This window comes from Nonomuraea sp. NPDC049625, assembly GCF_040675285.1.
GTDB lineage: Bacteria > Actinomycetota > Actinomycetes > Streptosporangiales > Streptosporangiaceae > Nonomuraea > Nonomuraea angiospora_A.
The window spans coordinates 142004-158334 of sequence record NZ_JBFAOQ010000018.1; the positions used below are offsets into that span (position 1 = coordinate 142004).

Consider the following 16331-nt stretch of genomic DNA (forward strand, 5'->3'; position numbering starts at 1 on the left):
GCTTCACTTTATGGGCGGGTGGAGGGGCCCGCTTCTCCGTTCCTGACCGGTCGCGTGTAGATCTTGGCCATGCAGGCGGGGATGTCGGCGGCGTGGTCGTGGTCGCGGGCCCGGTAGGCGCTGGGGCTCTCGCCGACCAGCTGGGTGAATCGGGTGCTGAACGACCCGAGTGACGTACAGCCGACCGCGAAGCAGACCTCGGTGACGGAGAGGTCGCCGCGCCGCAGCAGTGCCTTGGCGCGCTCGATGCGGCGGGTCATCAGGTAGCTGTAGGGCGTCTCGCCGAAGGCGGCGCGGAAGCTGCGGGAGAAGTGGCCCGACGACATCAGGGCGTCACGCGCCAGCGCCGGGACGTCGAGGGGCTCGGCGTAGTCGCGGTCCATCCGGTCGCGGGCCCGCCGCAGCCGGACGAGATCGTCGAGGTCCTGCCGTCTCACCTGGTCAGTTTCTCACAGGATCCGGGCGCGACCGGTCAGGAATGGAGAAGCGCGCATCGGTACGGTGCGGCTAGCGTGACCAGCACAGACCTCACCTTTTCGAACAGGAGTGAACCATGAGCGACTCTTCCACCCAGGGGATCAAGACGGTGCTGCACCCGGTGGCGGACCTGGCGAAGGCCAAGGCGGTGTACGCGGCGCTGCTGGGCGTCGAGCCGGTGGCCGACGGGCCCTACTACGTCGGTTTCGAGGCCGCGGGCCAGCACATCGGGCTGGTGCCGGCCGGTGGACCGCAGGCGATGACCTCGCCGGTGGCGTACTGGCACGTGCCGGACATCGAGGCGAAGCTGGCCGAGGTGACCGCTGCCGGTGCCACCGTGAAGGACGCCGTGCGCGACGTCGGCGGCGGCCGTCTGGTGGCCACCGTGACCGACGCCGATGGCAACGTGCTGGGGCTGCTTCAGGACCAGTGAGCGGGGGGTTCCCGCTCACCGTGCTGACACCAAAAAACCAGACATAATGCTCGAAACTGGTCGGATCGAGCCAGGCGGTCCTGCCCGACAGATGGAGAGACGATGAGCAAGGCCACGAGGACGGACCCGCAGTCGCCTGCGCCGCACGTTGCCGACAGCCACGATCTGATCCGCGTGCACGGCGCACGCGAGAACAACCTCAAGGACGTCAGCATCGAGATTCCGAAGCGCCGGCTGACGGTGTTCACGGGGGTCTCCGGCTCGGGCAAGAGCTCGCTGGTGTTCAACACGATCGCCGCGGAGTCGCAGCGGATGATCAACGAGACGTACAGCACGTTCGTGCAGGGCTTCATGCCGACGCTGGCGCGGCCCGAGGTCGACGTGCTGGACGGGCTGACCACCGCGATCATCGTCGACCAGCAGCGCATGGGTGCCGACCCCCGCTCCACGGTCGGCACCGCCACCGACGCCAACGCGATGCTGCGCATCCTGTTCAGCCGGCTCGGGCGGCCGCACATCGGCTCGCCCAACGCCTTCTCCTTCAACGTCCCCTCGGTACGGGCGAGCGGCGCGATCACCGTCGAGCGCGGCGCCAAGAGGACGGAGGTGCAGACCTTCACCCGCACCGGCGGCATGTGCACGCGCTGCGAAGGCCGGGGCGCGGTCTCCGACATCGATCTCACCCAGCTCTACGACGACTCCAAGTCGCTGGCCGAGGGCGCGTTCACCATCCCGGGCTGGAAGTCCGACAGCTTCTTCACCGTGCGGGTCTACGCCGAGTCCGGCCTGCTCGACCCGGACAAGCCGATCCGCGACTTCACCAAGAAGGAGATGCAGGACTTCCTCTACCGGGAGCCGACCAAGGTGAAGGTCGAGGGCGTGAACCTCACCTTCGAGGGGCTGATCCCCAAGATCCAGAAGTCGTTCCTGTCCAAGGACCGGGAGGCGATGCAGCCGCACATCCGGGAGTTCGTGGACCGGGCCGTGACCTTCACCACCTGCCCCGAGTGCGACGGCACCCGGCTCAGCGAGGCGGCCCGCTCCTCGCGGATCGACGGCGTCAACATCGCCGACGCGTGCTCGATGCAGATCAGCGACCTGGCCGAATGGATTCGCGGCCTCGAGGAGCCGTCGGTGGCGCCGCTGCTGGCGATGCTGCTGCGCACGCTGGAGTCGTTCGTGGAGATCGGTCTGGGTTACCTGTCGCTGGAGCGGCCGGCGGGCACGCTGTCGGGCGGCGAGGCGCAGCGGGTCAAGATGATCCGCCATCTCGGCTCCTCGCTCACCGACACCACCTACGTCTTCGACGAGCCCACCATCGGCCTGCACCCCCACGACATCCAGCGGATGAACGACCTGCTGCGCCGGTTGCGCGACAAGGGCAACACGGTGCTCGTCGTGGAGCACAAGCCGGAGGCGATCGCGATCGCCGATCACGTCGTCGACCTGGGCCCCGGCGCCGGTACGGCGGGCGGCACCGTCTGCTTCGAGGGCACCGTGGAGGGGCTGCGGGCCAGCGGCACCGTCACCGGCCGCCACCTCGACGACCGGGCCGCCCTCAAGGAGAGCGTGCGCAAGCCCACCGGCACGCTGGAGATCCGCGGCGCGAGCGCGAACAACCTGCGCGAGGTCGACGTCGACATCCCCCTCGGGGTGCTGGCCGTCGTCACCGGTGTCGCCGGCTCCGGCAAGAGCTCGCTGGTGCACGGGTCGATCCCGGCCGGCGCGGGTGTGGTGTCGATCGACCAGGGTGCGATCCGCGGCTCGCGGCGCAGCAACCCGGCGACCTACACCGGCCTGCTCGACCCGATCCGCAAGGCGTTCGCGAAGGCCAACGGGGTGAAGCCGGCGCTGTTCAGCGCCAACTCCGAGGGCGCCTGCCCCGCGTGCAACGGCGCCGGCGTCATCTTCACCGACCTGGCGATGATGGCGGGCGTCTCCACGGTGTGCGAGGAGTGTGACGGCAAGCGGTTCCAGGCCTCGGTGCTGGAGCACCGTCTCGGCGGCCGTGACATCAGTGAGGTGCTGGCGATGCCGGTGGCCGAGGCCGAGGAGTTCTTCGGCGCCGGTGAGGCGCGTACGCCGGCCGCGCACGCCATCCTCGGCCGGCTCGCCGACGTCGGGCTCGGCTATGTGAGCCTCGGCCAGCCGCTCACCACGCTGTCCGGTGGCGAGCGGCAGCGGCTCAAGCTGGCCACCCGCATGGCCGACAAGGGCGGCGTGTACGTCCTGGACGAGCCGACGACGGGCCTGCACCTGGCGGACGTCGAGCAGTTGCTCGGCCTGCTGGACCGGCTGGTCGACTCCGGCAAGTCGGTCATCGTCATCGAGCACCACCAGGCGGTCATGGCGCACGCCGACTGGATCATCGATCTCGGCCCGGGCGCCGGTCACGACGGCGGCCGGATCGTGTTCGAGGGCACGCCCGCCGATCTCGTCGCGGCCCGCTCCACCCTCACCGGTGAGCACCTGGCGGCCTACGTCGGCGCCTTCTAGTCAGGGCGTGATCGCGGCGCTCGCGTGGCCTGGTGCCGTGCGGGCGCGGGCGTGTGAATAGACTTGTCCGACGTGACGTCCAAGCCGCGTATCCCGAATGTCCTGGCCTCGCGTTATGCCTCGCCGGACCTGGCCCGCCTGTGGTCCCCCGAGTACAAGATCATCGCTGAGCGGCGGTTGTGGCTGGCGGTGTTGCGGGCGCAGGCCGAGCTGGGGGTGACGGTCCCGCAGGGCGCGGTCGACGACTACGAGAAGGTGGTCGAGCAGGTCGACGTCGAGTCGATCGCGGCGCGTGAGCGGGTGACGCGGCACGACGTGAAGGCGCGCATCGAGGAGTTCAACGCGCTGGCCGGGCACGAGCAGGTGCACAAGGGGATGACCTCACGTGACCTGACCGAGAACGTCGAGCAGTTGCAGATCCGTGACAGCCTGCTGCTGGTGCGTGACCGGGTGGTGGCGTTGCTGGGGCGTCTGGCGTCGCTGGCCGAGGAGCACAAGGCCACGGTGGTCGCCGGGCGTTCGCACAACGTGGCGGCGCAGGCGACCACGCTGGGCAAGCGTTTCGCGTCGGCGGCCGACGAGCTGCTGGTGGCCTACCGGCGGCTGGAGGAGCTGATCGGCCGCTACCCGCTGCGCGGGATCAAGGGGCCGGTGGGCACCGCGCAGGACATGCTCGATCTTCTGGACGGCGACCTGGGCAAGCTGGCCGAGCTGGAGGAGAAGGTGGCCGCGCACCTGGGGTTCGCGCACCGCTTCACCAGCGTGGGGCAGGTATATCCGCGTTCGCTGGACTTCGAGGTGGTGACGGCGCTGGTGCAGCTGGCGGCGGCGCCGTCGTCGCTGGCCAAGACGATCCGGCTGATGGCCGGGCACGAGCTGGTCACCGAGGGGTTCAAGGAGGGACAGGTCGGCTCGTCGGCGATGCCCCACAAGATGAACACCCGCTCCTGCGAGCGCGTCAACGGCCTGGCCGTGGTGCTGCGGGGTTACGCCTCGATGGCGGGCGAGCTGGCGGGGGACCAGTGGAACGAGGGTGACGTGTCGTGCTCGGTGGTGCGCCGGGTGGCGCTGCCGGACGCGTTCTTCGCCTTCGACGGGCTGGTGGAGACGATGCTGACGGTGCTGGACGAGTTCGGCGCCTTCCCGGCGGTCATCGCCGCCGAGCTGGACCGCTATCTGCCGTTCCTGGCCACGACGAAGATGCTCATGGCGGCGGTGCGGGCCGGGGTGGGCCGGGAGAGCGCGCACGAGCTGATCAAGGAGCACGCGGTGGGGGCGGCGCTGGCGATGCGCTCGCGCGGCGCCGGCAACGAGCTGCTCGACCTGCTGGCGGCCGACATCCGCTTCCCGCTGGACCGGGTCCGGCTGGAGGCGCTGCTGGCCGACCAGGTGTCGTTCACCGGCGCGGCCGCCGATCAGGTGGAGGCCGTGGCCCGGCAGGTGGGCGAGGTCGTGACGGCGCACCCGGAGGCGGCGGCTTACCGGCCCGGCGCCATCCTGTAACGAGCTGTGATACGGGAGTTACGCGACGACGCCGAGGTGCGCGCCGCGTGCGGTGACGACGACCTGCTGGTGTGGGTGGCGCAGGGGCTGCGCGGCGGCGCGCGGGCGTGGGCGCTGGGCGGGGCGGTGGTGGCCGCCGGCCCGGGGGCCTCGCGCCGCGACCGGCTGGGAGTGTGGGGTGCGGCCTCGGACGCGGTGGAGCTGGTCGGGTACGCGCTGGCCGAGCTGGGGCCCTCCTACCGGCCGTTCGGGGAGCTGGAGCTGGTACGCGAGGTGACGGCCAAGCTCGACGGCCTGCGCGAGTCCGGGACGTTCTCCTGGATGAGCCTGCCGGCGCTGGACGGCCCCGCTCCCGGCGGGGTGGGCTGGCTGGAGCCGGAGGCCGAGGACGAGGTCGCGGCGCTGCTGGCGGCTGATGCGCCCGACTCGTACGCGGTGCCCGGCATCGCCGGGGTGCGGCGGTGGGCCGGGGTGCGCGTCGGCGGCGAGCTGGGGGCGGTGGCGGCCGATGCCTGGCCGGCGCCCAGCGTGGGGCTGCTGGCCGGGGTGGCGACGAAGGCGGGCCTGCGGGGGCGTGGGCTGGCCGATCGGGTGTGCCGGTGGGCGTCGGCGGAGTTGCTGGCCGCCTACGGGCGGGCGGCGCTGATGGTCGACGACGGCAACGTGGCGGCCGTCACGGTCTATGAGCGGATCGGCTACCGGCGCCGGCGGGTGATGGCCTCTCACGTCGCCGGCTGACTCCCTGGCTGACCCCCCGGCTGACTCCAGGGCGGGCGCCGGGAAAATCGGGTGAGGTTCGGGCGGCGCTGGGGCAGAGTTGACGGCGTGATGTCCGATTTTGTACCAGGTATCGAGTTGTCCCGCGCCTTCTACGGCGAGGTGGTGGCGCCTTTGGTGTCCGGGGTCGCGCACAGTGCGGCGTTGATCGGGCCGGGGTCGGAGGTGCTGGAGTTCGACACGGCCCGCTCGGCCGATCATGACTGGGGGCCGCGGGTGCTGGTGTTCGTGGCGCCCGGGATGGCGCCCGAGGTGCGGGCGAAGGTGGTGGCGGGCCTGCCGGAGCGGTTCGGCGGTTTTCCGACCGTGTTCGGCTATCACGGCAGCGTGCAGCCCGGGGTGGCGGTGACGGAGCTGGGGTCGTGGCTGGTGGAGCGGCTGGGTTTCGATCCGCGTGAGGGGGTGTCGCCGCTGGACTGGTTGTCGGCGCCGTGGCAGAGCCTGGCCGAGGTGACGCAGGGCGAGGTGTTCCACGACGGGCTGGAGGCCGCCGTTCCCGGGGGCGGGCTGGAGACGGCCCGGGCGGCGTTGCGCTGGTATCCGGACGATGTGTGGCGTTATGTGCTGGCGTGTCAGTGGCGGCGGATCGCGCAGGAGGAGCCGTTCCCGGGCCGATGTGGCGAGGTGGGCGATGAGCTGGGCTCGGCCGTGGTGGGGGCGCGGCTGGCGCGGGAGGTGATGCGGCTGGCTCTGCTGTTGCGGCGGCGCTACCCGCCGTACGCGAAATGGCTCGGCAGCGCGCTGGCGCGCATGCCGGGCTCGACGGAGCTGGGGGAGTGCCTGGGGGCGGCGGTGGCGGCGCGCTCCTGGCGGGAGCGGCAGGAGGGACTGTCGGGGGCGTACGCGCGGGTGGCGGCGCTGCAGAACCGGGTGGGGCTGGCCGAGCGGCTGGATGAGCGGGTACGGGGGTTCTTCGACCGGCCGTTCGAGGTGATCGGCGGGGACCGGTTCGCGCAGGCGCTGCTGGAGTCGGTGTCGGACCCGGTGATCAGGGGATTGCCCCTGGTGGGGTGCGTGGATCAGCTGTCGGATTCGACGGACCTGCTGACGGCGCCTGGGCGGGCGCGGGCCATGACGGCGGCGGTTCTCGGCCTCCGAGGTTAGTGATCTACATTGTAAAGGGCGTGGGTGGTTGCACCACCCTCCTCACCCATTAAAAATCACAGATCCACCAGGGCGGAGGCCAGTTCCTCGACGTGGATGCGCCAGGCGTCGAGGGTGGTGGTGTCGCCGGTGTGGGTGACGATGAGCCGGGCGCCCTGGCCGGTGCCCTGGGTGAGCTCCCAGCGGACGGGGCCGGTCGGGGTGTCGTATTCGAGGAGTTTGGCGCTCTCGGCGCGGGTGACCGGCCCGGGTCGGAGGCCGGGTGCGGTGAAGGGGGCGGGCGGGGGGTCGCCGGGGGTGGCGTCGTCGCCGTTGAGCAGGTGCCAGACGTCTTCGGCGGGGCGGGTGAGCTGGCGTTCGACGCGTACGTCGCCGTTTGCGGCGGTGGCGGGGACGAGGCCGAGGATGGCGACGTAGTCCTCGTGGAGGCGGGCGAATTCGGCGGGTTGCTTGTCGGCTGGTTGCTGGGCGGGGCGTTCGTCGAGGGTGTGGAGCAGGGCCATGAGGCAGGTGTGCCAGCCGGAGGCGAAGCTGGCGGCGCCGTGGTGGTCGGTAAAGGTGTGGGTGAAGGTGAGGATGCTGGCGCGGGGGCCGTCGGGGTGGATTTCCCAGCGGAGTTCGTCCTCGCCCCAGGTGTGGGCGTAGGTGTGGGGTGGGTTGTTCTCGGTGATGTGGCCGTCGGGTCCGAAGCCGTAGTTGATGCGGTCGCCGTCGATGGTGATGGTGGCGGGGAACCAGTGGGCGAGGTGTTCGGGCTGGGTGATGGCGCGCCAGACCTTTTCGGGTGGGTGGGGGAGGCGGCGTTGCATGCGCAGGGTGGTGCGGCCGTCGGGGTGGATGGTGAGGTTTTCGTTCATCGGTCGTCTTCCTCTTCCATGGTGTCGAGGTGGTGTTCGAGTCGGTCGAGGCTGTGGTTCCAGAGTTTGCGGTAGGGGGTGAGCCAGGCGTCGATTTCGGCGAGGGGGGCGGGGCGGAGTTCGTACCAGCGGCGTTGGGCGTCTTTGCGGACGGTGACGAGGCCGGCTTCGCGCAGGACTCGGAGGTGTTTGGAGGTGCCGGGTTGGGTGAGGCCGAGGTGGGTGGTGAGTTCGCTGACGAGGCGGGGGCGTTCGAGGAGGAGGTCGAGGATGTGGCGGCGGGCGGGTTCCGCGAGCACGTCGAAGCGCATGGCTCGTTAATATACCCGCTTGGCTATATGCCTGCAAGGGCATGTATTGGTCGTGGAGCCGGCTGGACTCTCCCTCGGTGGGAGGGTCCATGCTGGTCGGCGTGGACGAGGAGTTGCTGCCGATCGGGCAGTTCGCCCGGTTGGGGCGGTTGAGTGTGAAGCAGTTGCGTCACTATGACGAGCTGGGGTTGTTGCGGCCGGCGCAGGTGGACGCGGTGACGGGTTACCGGTTTTACCGGGCGTCGCAGGCTCGGGTGGCGTTGTCGATCGCGTTGCTGCGGTCGCTGGATGTGCCGCTGGCGGTGGTGGGTGAGGTGCTGGCGGGCGGGGCGCAGGCGCTTGAGGGGGTCAGGGAGGAGTTGGAGGCGGAGCTGGCGCGGCGGCGTCGTACGCTCGCGTCGCTGGAGCGGGTGATGGCGCAGGGGTTGCCGTCGGTGCCGGTGCGGGTGGTGGAGGAGCCGGCGCGGCGGGTGGCGGTGGCGACCGAGCGGGCGGCGGGGCCGGAGGATGTGGGGCGGGCGGTGTCGGCGGCGTTGTCGCGTGTGCTGGGGCCTGCCGGGCCGGTTCAGCTGATCGGGTTGTTCCCGGTGGATTTCGGTGAGGTGTTCGACGTGGAGGCCGCCCGGGTGCTCGGGGACGGGGAGGGTGGTGGGGGTGCGCCGGTGCGGGTGTTGCCGGGGGGCAGGTTCGCTTGTGCGACGCATGTGGGGCCTTATGACCAGATGTCTCTGACGGCGCATGCGGTGCTGGCCTGGTGTGGTGAGCGCCGGTGTGCGGTTCGGGGGCCGATTCGCGAGGTGTACGTGTCGGATCCGGCCGTGACCTCGCCTGAGCGTCTCGTTACGCATCTGATGATCTGTTTGGAGGAGTCATGAATCCTGAGCTGGCCACGTACGGTCCGGTGACCTGTCTGAATGTGACGGGCATGGGTGAGCCGGGCGGGAGTGAGCACGTGTCGGCCATCGGCGCGCTGTATGCGGTGGTGGCGGGGATGGGCGGTCCGGCGGGGCCGCTGGAGGGGTTGTGGTTCGTGGAGGACGAGCGTCCGGGGTTGGAGGTGCCGCGGGAGTTGTGGCGCTGGCATCTGCTGCTGCCGCTGGCGGGGGTGCCGGAGGCGGGGCTGGTGGAGCGGGCGCGGGAGGGTGCGCGTTCGTCGGGGGCGGCGGTGGATCGGGTGCGGGTGGTGACGTTCACGGAGGGTGAGTGTGTGGAGGTGCTGCATGTGGGCGCCTTCAGTGAGGAGTATCGGTCGCTGGCGGTGATGGAGGCGTTCATGGCGGAGCGGGGGCTGGTGCCCAATGGGTTGCATCATGAGGTGTATTTGACGGCGTTCGATGATCCGGAGCCGCGTACGGTGCTGCGTCAGCCGGTGCGTCCGGGCTGAGGGGTCTCGCGGGGGCCGGTGGGGCGGGGTTAGCATGGCCGGTGGCGGCCGTCCCCGCCCAACCTCCGGCCACCCGCCCCCAGCCGGGTCACCTGATGGAGGCAAAGGGAGGTTCACCTCTCGGACGGAGGATCTGCCGGTTGGTCGTGCGTCTGCCGCGCCGGTCGCTGGGGGGGCGCCGCGGCGGCGTTCGGGAGATGTTCATGACCAAGCAGGCGGATTTCAAGCGGCGGGTGCGTGCCCGTATGGCCAAGACCGGTGAGTCGTACGCGGTGGCGCGCCGTCGGCTCCTGGGCGAGCAGCCTGCGGCCGAGCGGGACTGGCTGGGGGCGCTGCACATCAGTAACGGTGACGGCACCGATCTGGCGGGCACGGGGCTGGCCCGGCGCATCGTGTTCTGGCGGGATGTGCTGCATGAGGGGCCGGTTCCGGCGGTGGGGCGGGAGGAGTTGCGCCGGGTCAGGGCCGCGTTCCTGGTGGGGGCGGGTGCCGATGACCGCGGTGAGGGGCTGCGGATGTTCGTGGAGCGGGATGCGGCTGTGGAGGCCAACCGGGGCGGCGAGTATGTGCTGTGGTTCGAGGCTGATCTGTACGATCAGTTGCAGATCGTGGAGATTCTGGCCTGGCTGGCGGAGTTGGGGGTGCCGGCCGAGGCTGTCACGTTGATCTGTATCGGGGAGCATCCTGGCATCGCGGGGTTCGGTGGCTTGGGTGAGTTGCGTGCGGAGCAGTTGCGGGAGTTGCCGTCGACGCGGGCGTGCGCGAGGTTGTCGCCGGCGGCGCTGGAGTTGGCGACCCGGGCGTGGGCGGCTTTTCGTGCTCCGACGCCGGAGGGTCTGCCGGGTATCGCGGCGGTCCGTTCCGGTGAGTTGCGTTTCCTGGGTGAGGCGTTCGAGCGTCTGTGCCGGGAGTATCCCTCCACCCGTGATGGGCTCTCCCTCACCGAGCGTCGGGTCCTGGCCGCCGCGGCGCAGGGGGGTTCGGCCGGGGATGTCTTCGTGCGGGCCACGGCCCGGGAGGCGCGCCGGTATCTGGGGGACACGTGGTGTTTCGCGATGATGGAGCGCCTGGCGGGGGCGCCGTGTCCGCTGCTGGATCTTCGGCCGGCCGGCGGGCCGGTCGGATGGGCGACGGTGGTGGGTCTGACCGCGGTGGGTGCCCGGGTGCTGGCGGGTGAGGAGGATCATGTGCGGCTGAACGGCGTGGACCGCTGGATCGGCGGGGTGCACCTGAGTGGCCGCGATGTGCGGTGGCGGTGGGATGAGGGCCGGGAGGCGCTGACGACACTAGGTACCTACCAGACATAGGTACCTATAAGGGTATTTTTCACCTCTTCTTGGCGTGGTGTTGTGAGGCACGTTGGAAGCGTACGGATAACCAGCTGGATGCGAGGAACGGGGGAATCCGCACCATGTGTACGCACCAGCCTCCCTGTCCTCCGGCGAACTCCGCCGCTCACCAGGCCGCGCGCCTGATCGCCTACCACCCCGAGCAGGGATGGGGACTGCTGTGCAACGGGGTGGTGTTCTTCGACGACACCGGCGAGCTGCTGCCCGACGGGCGCAGCATCGTCCCGGCGGCCGTCCTGGAGCGGGCCGCGTGAGCGCCGCGCCGGCGTCGTGGACGTTCACCGCCCAGGCGCACTCGGTGCGCCGGGCCCGCCACGCCGCCCGCGCCCAGCTCGCGGAGTGGGGGCTGCAGCAGGCGTGCGACTACGCCGAGCTGCTGATCAGCGAGCTGGTCACCAACGCGGTCCGGCACGCGCGGGGCCTGGTGCGCATGAGCCTGTCGGCGGCCGACGGGCTGCTGCGCTGCGAGGTGGAGGACTCCAGTCCGGTGCCGCCGAGCCCGCGTGCCGCCTGCCGCGACGACGAGGGCTCGCGCGGGCTGCTGCTGGTGGAGGTGCTCTCCTCCGGCTGGGGCAGCGTTCCCACGGGCCGGGGCAAGCTGGTCTGGTTCGAGGTGCCCGTACGGATGCCGGCCCATGTGTGAGCGGTTAGCGCGGCGAGTACAGCCACGGCTCGCGCAGGTCGAAGAAGTCCACGTCGGAGACGAACAGCTCCTGCCAGGCCCGCAGCAGCTCCCGGACCGCCGGCGGTTGCAGCTTGGCCTCTCCCTGCCGGGCCGCCACCTCGCTGGTGAAGTAGGCGGTCTCGACGCAGCTGTCCTGACCGCACAGCGCGGCGGTGGCGCCGATGAGGTCCGTACGGAAGCCCGCCAGCTCCTCCTGCCCCTGCTGCAGCACCTCGCGCACCCGCGCGTGGTCGCGTACGCGCCCCTGCAGCACCTGGACGAACCCCGCCTCGTCGGACCCGCCGCCCAGGATTTCGATGACCTCGTCGGATTCGAGGAAGGTCACCTCGCCGGCGAACAGTTTCGCGGTCTCCACCCACCACTGCCCCTGCTCGGGCCGGTCGGCGTTGCGGTGGGCGGCCGTCCGGGTGGCGAAGCGGGCGACGTTGACGAACAGGCCGTCGTCGGTGACGCCGGCCGTGGTGCCCAGCCAGCCCTGCGCGCCGGGCGAGAGCTCGCGCACCCACCGCTCCAGCGCCTGGTGCAGATCGTCGACCTCGATCGCCCGGCCCTCGATGACCTGGATGAACATGGTCTGTTCCCCTCCCTCCCCCCACGCTAGGAGCGGCCGGCCGTCAAGGTCGAGACGCCGTTACACCATGCGATGGCCAAAACTTGTTGTGGGTTCTTGACCGTGCTCGTCTGGGATAACGGCCGCGACATAACCTGGGGGCGACGACGTGGGATGCGGGCCGACGGCAGCGCCGGCCGCGTCGCGGAAGGCGCCAATGACAGCGGTGACTGCCAGCACCTACGGAGGGCGGCCCAACGGCGGGCTGCCGGCCGAGGTGACGAGTTTCGTGGGGCGTCGGCACGAGGTGGCCGAGGTCAAACAGCTGCTGTCCGCCTCCAGGGCCGTCACGTTGACCGGCGTGGGCGGTGTCGGCAAGACGCGGCTGGCGGTGCGGGTCGGCCAGGACGTGCGGCGGGCCTTCCGGGACGGGGTGTGGCTGGTGGAGCTGGCCGAGCTGGACGGCCCGGCCATGCTCGCCGAGGCCGTGGCCGAGGCGCTGGAGATCCGCGACCACACCGGCGACACGCCGATGCGGGTGCTGACCTGTCATCTGCGCGACAAGCAGGCGCTGCTGATCCTCGACAACTGCGAGCACATGATCGCCGAGTGTGCGGCGCTGAGCGAGGCGCTGCTGCGGGCGGCGCCGGATCTGCGGGTGCTGGCCACCAGCCGGCAGGCGATGGGTATCGCCGGCGAGCAGGCGGTGCCCGTCTCGCCGTTGCCGCTGCCGGATCTTCAGGTGCCGCTGGAGAGGCTGATCCGGCAGGACGCGGTCCGGTTGTTCGCCGAACGTGCCCGCGCCGTGCTGCCGTCCTTCACCGTGACGGAGGACAACCGGGAGGTCGTCACCCGGATCGTGCGCCTGCTGGACGGGCTGCCGCTGGCGATCGAGCTGGCGGCGGTGCGGTTGCGGGCCCTGTCGGTCGAGCAGCTGCTCGACCGGCTCGACGACCGTTTCCGCCTGCTGACCGGAGGGTCGAGGGCGGTGCTGCCCCGGCATCAGACGCTGCGGGCGCTGATCGATTGGAGTTACGCGCTGTGTTCGCAAGAAGAACGCCTGTTGTGGGAACGGGCCTCGGTGTTCGCGGGGGGCCTGGATCTGGAGGCGGCCGAGGCGGTGTGCGGCGAGGACGGGATCGACCCGCAGGACGTCCTCGACCTGGTGATCGGCCTGGTGGACAAGTCCGTGCTGATTCGAGAGGACCATCCGGGCGGCGTACGCTACCGGATGCTGGAGACGCTGCGGCAGTACGGTCGCGAACGGCTCACGGGCTCCGGCTGCGAGCCCGCCCTGCAGCGACGGCACCGCACTTATTACCGCGATCTGGCGGCGCGGGCCAGGGCGGAGCTGTTCGGGCCCGGCCAGGTGGCGTGGTTCGCCCGGCTGCGGCGCGAGCATGCCAACCTGCGGGCCGCCCTGGACAGCTGGCTGAACACGCCGGAGGAGGCCCGCGCGGGGCTGAGCATGTCCGGCGACCTGCTGTATCACTGGATCACCAGTTATTACCTGGCTGAGGGGCGCGGCTGGCTGGATCAGGCGCTGGCCGCCGACACCGAGCCCAGCCGGGTGCGGGCCGGCGCCCTGTGGGCCGGCAGCTGGCTGGCGATCATTCAAGCCGACATGCCGGCCGCCACCGCGCTTCTCGAGGAGAGCCGCCGGCTCGGCGAGGAGCTGCAGGACGAGCCGGTGCTGGCCTACGTGGCCCTGTTCCGCGGAATGGTGGCCATGTGCGAGGGGCGAACGGAAGCCGCGATCGAGCTATACAGGGACGCCCTTGCCCGCCATCGCCGTACCGGCGACCCGGTCGGGATCGCGCTGTCGCTCATCCGGCTGACGCTCGCCCACTCGTTCCTGGGTGACTCCTCGGCCGCCATCGCGGCGGGCGAGGAGTGCCTGGCCGAGTGCGAGGCCTATGGGGAGGGCTGGCACAAGGCGTACACGACGATGGCGCTGGGCGTGCAGGTGTGGCGCCAGGGGGATCTGGAGCGGGCGACCGAGCTGGAGAAGCAGAGCCTGACCTTCAACCGCGCGGTCGGCGACCCGCTCGGCGCGGGCGTCAACATCGAGGCGCTGGCCTGGATCGCCGCCAGCCAGGGCCGTCACGAGCGGGCGGCCCGCCTGCTGGGCGTGCTGGAGACCATGTGGAGCTGTGCCGGGGCGCCGCTGTCGGGGTACGGTCATCTGGCCCGTTATCACGACGACTGTGACCGGGCGATGCGTGAGGTGCTGGGGGAGGCGGCGTTCGAGTCGGCCGTGCGGCGCGGGGCGCGTCTGCCGCTGGAGGAGGCTCTGGCCTACGCCCTGGAGGAGGACAGGCCCGAGCCTGCCAAGGCGGCGGAGGAGACGCCGTTGACGCGGCGGGAGAAGGAGATCGCCGAGCTGGTCGCCCAGGGGATGACGAACAAGGAGATCGCGGCGTCTCTGGTGATCGCGCAGCGTACGGCGGAGGGGCACATCGAGCACATCTTGACCAAGCTGGGGTTCAACTCGCGGGCGCAGATCGCGGTGTGGGTGGGGGAGCGGGCCCGGGCCAACGGGCACGACTGAGGGGATCGGTGCTGGGGAGGCTGGAACCGGCTCCAGGGTGAGGGCCGGTTCCGGCCGTCGGCGATGTCAGTAGGGCAGTGCCCGTCCTGACGGGGTCCGCAGGTCCACACCCTGGGCGGGGCGGCGTGTCGGCCGTTTGGAGACGCGGATCCTTGTGTGGCGCACGATGCGTCGTTCCTTTCCTTCGGTGCCGCTCGGGCGGCGGGTACGGGTGTACGTGCCGGGCGGGCTCAGGCGTGCTCGCAGGCGCGGTCGCCGGTGACGAGTTCGAACCAGACGACCTTGCCGGCGACCCCCCAGCAGCAGGCCAGCCGGGCCAGCACCGGGTTGTGCGCGCGATCGGCGGCCTTGCGGCACGATGCGGTGAAGGCGAGCGCGCTGCGGTCGTCCTCGATCTCGCAGCGCAGCAGGTCGTCCTCGACCCACAGTGAGAGCCTGACCTTGGCGGTGGCGTGCCGCAGGGCGTCGGCGACCAGCGCGCCGACCAGCAGGTCGGCGTTCTTGGCGTGTTCGCACAACCCCCAGGCGGCCAACCGGACCGCGGTCATGCGCCGCGCGCTCGGCACCGCCGAAGGCCGTGCCGACAGCAGCCACGAGGCCGAGCGGTCCTGCCCCGCCCACCCGGCGCGAACGGCCAGGCCGTCCCCCATGGCCAGGAGCCCGTTCCAGGACAGCAGGCGCAGCGTGGGCTGCTGTCCGGCGGTGCCGTGCTCGATGTGCGGCTGCAACATGGCTGGCACGTGTATCGTCTCCTCCCCGTGTTGGCGCATGTGTTCAGAGACACGTTTAGCTTCGCTCCGACCCGCCCACGAGGAAGACGGGATAAATCCCCATATGGGTACCTATTCACCCGTATGTCCGTACGGGGATGTCCGCGCCACGACCGGATGATCAAGGGCGTGACCTGCACCGGAAGGGCCGCGCAGGACGGCCCCGCGGATGGTAGTCGACCGGTCGTAAACTGGCCTCATGGGCCGAACCAGTGATGCTCGCGAGCGGATCCTGAGCGCCGCACGCTCGCTCATCGAGACACATGGTTACTCGGCCCTGGGGGTGGCCGAGATCTGCCGGGCCGCCGGCGTGCCCAAGGGCAGCTTCTACTACTTCTTCGACTCCAAGGAGTCCCTCGCGCTGGCCGTCATCGATGAGCACTGGGCCGCTCAGCAGCGCGCCTGGGCGGCCGCTCTCAACGGTGACGCGCGCCCGCTGCCCCGGCTGCGCCGCCTGTTCGAGGAGACGGAGGCCGGCCTGCGTGCCGCCCAGCAGAGCTGCGGCACCGTCTCGGGGTGCCTGTTCGGCAACCTCACCCTGGAGATGAGCAACCAGACCGAGGCCATCCGCACCCGGCTGCAGGAGATCTTCGACGCGCAGGTCGAGATGGTCGCATCGGTCATCGCCGAGGCTCTCGAGCGGCAGGAGGTCGAGGTGGCCGACCCCCGGGAGGCCGCGCGGGCGGTGGTCGCCCAGCTCGAGGGCCAGGTGCTGTTCGCCAAGCTCTACAACAGCACCCACCGGCTCGGCCCCTTGTGGGCGAACTGCCTTGCCCTGCTCGGCGCCCGTACGCCACAAGAGGCCGTGGCCCGCACCTGACCATCCGCCCTGCCCCTGTCCACCGGCGCCCTCGGGGACGTCCTCTCCCTCGCCACGATGGTGGCTGGCGCCCGCCCCGGCCGACGCCGATGATCGGCAGGAGACAAATTCGATTGTGGCGCTCGCCGGTGATCCAGTAGCGTGCAGCCAGCACTATCGGATTCGTCGTGGGGACTGTCGCGTGACGCCGCCTGCTCTCGCTGCCTGACATCTTCTTCTGCGCTTTCTCACCGGCCTCGTGGTCGGTCTCGCCGGGCTGCTCTG

At 70.8% G+C, this 16331-nt stretch carries 17 protein-coding genes; 12 read left to right on the forward strand and 5 right to left on the reverse strand.

All coding sequences use genetic code 11. The features are described from left to right. Positions 1 to 8: 8 nt before the first annotated feature. Entirely contained in the window at positions 9 to 383 is a 375-nt protein-coding gene (locus AB0J87_RS51280; RefSeq protein ID WP_363980582.1) for a helix-turn-helix transcriptional regulator, read from the reverse strand. 170 nt (positions 384 to 553) lie between these two features. On the opposite strand from AB0J87_RS51280, the gene AB0J87_RS51285 reads away from it, so the two are divergent. From AB0J87_RS51285 to AB0J87_RS51305, 5 genes are all read left to right on the forward strand, one after another. After that, entirely contained in the window at positions 554 to 910 is a 357-nt protein-coding gene (locus AB0J87_RS51285; protein WP_363980176.1) for a VOC family protein, read from the forward strand. 102 nt (positions 911 to 1012) lie between these two features. After that, positions 1013 to 3406 carry an excinuclease ABC subunit UvrA gene (locus tag AB0J87_RS51290; protein ID WP_363980179.1) on the forward strand — a complete coding sequence of 798 codons (2394 nt, stop codon included), beginning with the start codon at positions 1013 to 1015 and terminating at the stop codon, positions 3404 to 3406. Positions 3407 to 3478: 72 nt separating this feature from the next. Beyond that, complete coding sequence (gene purB / locus AB0J87_RS51295) at positions 3479 to 4909, forward strand: adenylosuccinate lyase (protein WP_363980182.1); 1431 nt, start codon at positions 3479 to 3481, stop codon at positions 4907 to 4909. 6 nt (positions 4910 to 4915) lie between these two features. Beyond that, entirely contained in the window at positions 4916 to 5647 is a 732-nt protein-coding gene (locus AB0J87_RS51300) for a GNAT family N-acetyltransferase (protein WP_363980185.1), read from the forward strand. Between the two features lie 90 nt (positions 5648 to 5737). Continuing rightward, complete coding sequence (locus AB0J87_RS51305) at positions 5738 to 6790, forward strand: DUF4037 domain-containing protein (protein ID WP_363980188.1); 1053 nt, start codon at positions 5738 to 5740, stop codon at positions 6788 to 6790. A 56-nt stretch (positions 6791 to 6846) separates the two neighbouring features. Here the strand turns inward: AB0J87_RS51305 and AB0J87_RS51310 are convergent, their stop codons facing one another. Beyond that, positions 6847 to 7647 carry an SRPBCC family protein gene (locus AB0J87_RS51310; RefSeq protein ID WP_363980191.1) on the reverse strand — a complete coding sequence of 267 codons (801 nt, stop codon included), beginning with the start codon at positions 7645 to 7647 and terminating at the stop codon, positions 6847 to 6849. Then, complete coding sequence (locus tag AB0J87_RS51315; RefSeq protein WP_350736441.1) at positions 7644 to 7958, reverse strand: metalloregulator ArsR/SmtB family transcription factor; 315 nt, start codon at positions 7956 to 7958, stop codon at positions 7644 to 7646. Before AB0J87_RS51315 ends, AB0J87_RS51310 begins: the two co-directional genes overlap by 4 nt. Positions 7959 to 8047: 89 nt before the next feature. Here AB0J87_RS51315 and AB0J87_RS51320 point away from each other — a divergent pair, with 89 nt between their 5' ends. The 5 genes from AB0J87_RS51320 (at position 8048) to AB0J87_RS51340 (ending at position 11334) form a co-directional block, all read left to right on the forward strand. Next, a complete protein-coding gene (locus AB0J87_RS51320) occupies positions 8048 to 8833 on the forward strand; it encodes a MerR family transcriptional regulator (protein ID WP_363980196.1) in 786 nt (261 codons plus the stop codon). Further along, positions 8830 to 9342 carry a hypothetical protein gene (locus tag AB0J87_RS51325; RefSeq protein WP_363980199.1) on the forward strand — a complete coding sequence of 171 codons (513 nt, stop codon included), beginning with the start codon at positions 8830 to 8832 and terminating at the stop codon, positions 9340 to 9342. The genes AB0J87_RS51320 and AB0J87_RS51325 overlap by 4 nt, the downstream gene beginning before the upstream one ends. Before the next feature lie 203 nt (positions 9343 to 9545). Continuing rightward, positions 9546 to 10649: a hypothetical protein gene (locus AB0J87_RS51330; RefSeq protein WP_363980202.1), complete on the forward strand. Its 1104-nt coding sequence runs from the start codon at positions 9546 to 9548 to the stop codon at positions 10647 to 10649. A 104-nt stretch (positions 10650 to 10753) separates the two neighbouring features. Further along, positions 10754 to 10945, forward strand: a complete 192-nt coding sequence (locus AB0J87_RS51335) for a DUF5999 family protein (RefSeq protein WP_363980205.1) — start codon at positions 10754 to 10756, stop codon at positions 10943 to 10945. Next, the gene (locus tag AB0J87_RS51340; RefSeq protein WP_363980208.1) at positions 10942 to 11334 is read left to right on the forward strand and encodes an ATP-binding protein; all 393 of its coding nucleotides are present in this window, start codon (positions 10942 to 10944) and stop codon (positions 11332 to 11334) included. Before AB0J87_RS51335 ends, AB0J87_RS51340 begins: the two co-directional genes overlap by 4 nt. Before the next feature lie 4 nt (positions 11335 to 11338). Here AB0J87_RS51340 and AB0J87_RS51345 read toward each other — a convergent pair whose 3' ends face one another. After that, entirely contained in the window at positions 11339 to 11947 is a 609-nt protein-coding gene (locus tag AB0J87_RS51345) for a hypothetical protein (RefSeq protein ID WP_363980211.1), read from the reverse strand. Positions 11948 to 12152: 205 nt separating this feature from the next. Here AB0J87_RS51345 and AB0J87_RS51350 point away from each other — a divergent pair, with 205 nt between their 5' ends. Continuing rightward, positions 12153 to 14477 (forward strand): LuxR C-terminal-related transcriptional regulator, encoded by a 2325-nt coding sequence (locus AB0J87_RS51350; protein WP_363980214.1) that lies wholly within the window; start codon positions 12153 to 12155, stop codon positions 14475 to 14477. A 230-nt stretch (positions 14478 to 14707) separates the two neighbouring features. Here AB0J87_RS51350 and AB0J87_RS51355 read toward each other — a convergent pair whose 3' ends face one another. Continuing rightward, on the reverse strand, positions 14708 to 15217 hold the full coding sequence (locus AB0J87_RS51355; RefSeq protein ID WP_363980217.1) for a hypothetical protein: 510 nt from the start codon (positions 15215 to 15217) through the stop codon (positions 14708 to 14710). A gap of 229 nt (positions 15218 to 15446) precedes the next feature. Between AB0J87_RS51355 and AB0J87_RS51360 the strand changes: the two genes are divergently transcribed. Continuing rightward, a complete protein-coding gene (locus tag AB0J87_RS51360; protein WP_363980220.1) occupies positions 15447 to 16067 on the forward strand; it encodes a TetR/AcrR family transcriptional regulator in 621 nt (206 codons plus the stop codon). Positions 16068 to 16331: the final 264 nt, after the last annotated feature.